This is a genomic window from Alteromonas sp. G4i13, assembly GCF_054960505.1.
In genome coordinates this window covers 1-3677 of sequence record NZ_JBHNYX010000088.1, presented here as the reverse complement: position 1 = coordinate 3677, position 3677 = coordinate 1, and the positions used below count along the sequence as shown (strand labels likewise).

Sequence of the window (3677 nt, the reverse complement as noted above, 5' to 3'; positions counted from 1 at the left end):
TGTTAGGCGTTGAGCATCCGGTTTTTAGCGTAAGCAATTTAGATGCGAGAGCTTCTCTAAAAACAGCTATCAAGCTAAAATTTAAACAAAGCTTTGAGGATACTAATACTTACGGCGCTTCAGTCCAGTCTCGGCTAAAATCTTTGCCGAAATTTCTTCAATAGAATATTTAGTGCTGTTCAAAAACGGAATTTTTTCCTTTCTATACAGGTTCTCAACTTCACGAAGCTCCATCCTACATTGTGGAAGCGATGCGTATTTACTGTTTGCGCGTCGCTCTGAACGTATCTGATGTAGTCTATCGGCTTCAATCGTTAGTCCGAAGAGTTTGTTTTTAAATCGTCTTAGGGCAGGAGGCAGTTTCAGCATGTCTCCCATGTCTTCTTCTGTAAAAGGGTAGTTCGCTGCTTTTATTCCGTATTGAAGGGCTAAGTAAAGACTTGTTGGCGTTTTACCCGAGCGTGAAACACCAGTAAGAATGATGTCTGCTTCATCGTAATCTTTTAGATTAGAGCCATCGTCATTAGCCAATGCGTAGTTTACGGCCTCAATTCTAATATCGTAGGTGGTTTCGTGGATACTGTGTGTACGATGTTTTTCTGGTTTTGAAGGAACACCCAATACTTTTTCCAGTGGCGCTACGAATTGATCGAGAAAATTATAGTTAATGCCCACAGATTTCGAGATTATTTTGCGAATATCTACATTCACAATTGTATAAAAAACGAGCGGCCTTTCTCCGGTGTCTTGAAAACTTTCAGAAATTTGCTGTAAAACTTTGTGAGCTTGTTCCTCAGTCTCAACGAAAGGAATGGTGTTGTGATTGAAAGAAACGGGAAACAGGGAAAGCAGGGCGTGGCCGAAGACCTCTGCAGTGATGGCTGTACCATCTGAAATATAAAAAGCTGTGCGCACAACATATCCTTAACATTGGTGTAATTTTATTACAAAAGTAATAAAGGGTTTACATTCTGAATTTCCCCATTCTAAGATGATTTCGTCGAAAAGCTACACGGTTCTTGTGAATGATGGCAAATATCAATAGGTTTGCTGTCAAACGTAATGGACAGCGTTAACAGTGGTTTTCACCACATATCGACTACAATTTGATGAGTTTCAGGTGACAAAAGCACAAACCTGAAATTAACCTCATACCCTACACATAAAAAAGCTGGAGGCTTGGGCTGTGCAAGAATACGTACTTTGGTATCAAGAACTGGGCATGCATGATGTGGGTCGCGTAGGCGGCAAAAATGCATCATTAGGCGAGATGATTTCAAACCTGGCGAACGCCGGTGTGCAGGTGCCGGGAGGTTTTGCTACCACCGCCGAGGCATTTAATGAGTTTCTAGAGCAAAGTGGCCTAGAAGCGCGCATCCACGAAGTCTTAGACTCGTTAGACGTAGATGACGTAAACGCACTGACCGAAGCGGGTAAGAATATCCGCCAGTGGATCATCGACACACCTTTCCAAGGAAAGTTAGAAGAAGAAATCAAAACTGCGTTTGTCACATTACAGGGTGATGCAGGTGAAGAAGCGTCATTTGCAGTGCGTTCATCAGCCACGGCTGAAGATATGCCTGATGCGTCTTTCGCAGGTCAACAAGAGACTTTCCTAAACGTTAAAGGCTATGAAGCCGTGCTTGTGGCAATTAAGCACGTGTTCGCATCGCTATTTAACGACCGCGCTATTTCATATCGCGTTCACCAAGGATACGACCACAAAGGCGTGGCGCTATCTGCAGGCATACAACGCATGGTGCGTAGTGATATTGCATCATCAGGCGTTATGTTTACTATCGATACAGAGTCTGGCTTTGAAGACGTTGTATTTATTACCAGCTCATTTGGTTTAGGTGAAATGGTGGTGCAGGGGGCGGTTAACCCTGATGAATTCTATGTTCACAAACCAACACTTGATAAAGGCCTGCCTGCTATCGTTCGTCGTAACCTTGGTAGTAAGCTTACTAAAATGGTGTACTCAGATGATGAAGCACACGGTAAGCAAGTGTCTATTGTCGATATTGATGCAGCTGACAGCAAAACCTTCTCGTTGACTGATGACGAAGTAATGGAGCTTGCTAAACAGGCGCAGATCATTGAACAGCACTACGAGCGTCCTATGGACATCGAGTGGGCAAAAGATGGCGCAGACGGCAAACTTTACATTGTTCAGGCTCGCCCTGAAACAGTACGCAGCCGTGAAGACTCACAGAGCATTGAGCGTTTCCAACTAAAAGGTCAAAGCAACATCGTTGTTGAAGGCCGTGCAATTGGTCACAAAATCGGTGCTGGTGTAGCGAAAGTGCTTGATTCAATTGAAGAGATGGACAAAATCCAGGCGGGTGATGTTCTGGTAACTGACATGACAGACCCTGACTGGGAACCCATCATGAAGAAGGCTTCTGCTATTGTTACCAACCGTGGTGGCCGTACGTGTCACGCGGCAATCATCGCGCGTGAGTTGGGCATTCCAGCGGTGGTTGGTTGTGGGAACGCGACTGACAGTATCAAGAACGGCGACAAAATTACTGTGTCTTGTGCTGAAGGTGACACCGGTTTTATCTACGGTGACGAACTCGAGTTCGACGTAGTGACGTCACGCATTGACGCAATGCCTGACCTACCGCTAAAAGTGATGATGAACGTGGGTAACCCAGATCGCGCATTTGATTTTGCTCGCTTGCCAAACGCAGGTGTTGGTCTTGCGCGTCTTGAGTTTATTATCAACCGCATGATTGGTGTGCACCCTAAAGCACTACTTAATTTCGACAGCCAGCCTGAAGAGTTGAAAGAAGAAATTAGCGATATGATTGCAGGCTACGAGTCGCCTACGGAATACTACATCGAGAAATTGGTGGAAGGTATTTCAACCATTGGCGCTGCATTCTCGCCAGAGAAAGTTATTGTTCGTATGTCAGATTTCAAATCGAACGAATACTTTAACTTAGTGGGCGGTTATCAATACGAGCCAGACGAAGAAAACCCAATGTTGGGTTTCCGTGGTGCAAGCCGCTACATCTCTGAAGATTTCCGCGATTGTTTTGCCCTTGAATGTGAAGCCATAAAGCGCGTTCGCAACAAAATGGGCTTGACCAATGTTGAGATCATGATCCCGTTTGTTCGTACATTAGAAGAAGGTCGTCAAGTTATCGAGCTTCTTGAAGAGCAGGGACTTAAGAAAGGTGAAAATGGCCTTCGCGTTATCATGATGTGTGAACTGCCATCAAACGCTTTGCTTGCTGATAAGTTCCTAGACATTTTCGACGGTTTCTCTATTGGGTCTAACGACTTAACGCAGTTAACCCTAGGTCTAGATCGCGACAGTGGTCTTATCGCGCACTTGTTTGATGAACGTGATGAAGCGGTGAAAGCACTGTTGTCAATGGCAATTCAGGCAGCGAAGAAGCGTGGAAAATACGTAGGCATTTGTGGTCAAGGTCCATCAGATCACGAAGACTTCGCCGCGTGGCTGGTACAAGAAGGGATTGATTCGGTATCACTTAACCCTGATACCGTGGTTGAAACCTGGCTTTACCTTGCTGAAAAGCACGGTTAATCACGCAGCTCGGATGTGAAGGCTAGAAAGCTTAAGGGCTATCTAGTTTTCCATCTAACGTCGTGTTATTTCACGACGTTATCGCTTTGATATTATTGAAAAAGAGACCATAAGGTCT

2 protein-coding genes are annotated in these 3677 nt (G+C 44.8%); one reads left to right on the top strand and one right to left on the bottom strand.

Translation table 11 applies throughout. The annotated features are described in order from the left end of the window. Window positions 1-102: 102 nt before the first annotated feature. Window positions 103-915 (bottom strand): posphoenolpyruvate synthetase regulatory kinase/phosphorylase PpsR, encoded by an 813-nt coding sequence (ppsR, locus tag ACFI6J_RS21330; RefSeq protein WP_014949315.1) that lies wholly within the window; start codon window positions 913-915, stop codon window positions 103-105. A 271-nt stretch (window positions 916-1186) separates the two neighbouring features. On the opposite strand from ppsR, the gene ppsA reads away from it, so the two are divergent. Next, window positions 1187-3559 carry a phosphoenolpyruvate synthase gene (gene ppsA / locus ACFI6J_RS21325; protein WP_348671040.1) on the top strand — a complete coding sequence of 791 codons (2373 nt, stop codon included), beginning with the start codon at window positions 1187-1189 and terminating at the stop codon, window positions 3557-3559. The last annotated feature ends 118 nt before the right edge of the window (window positions 3560-3677 follow it).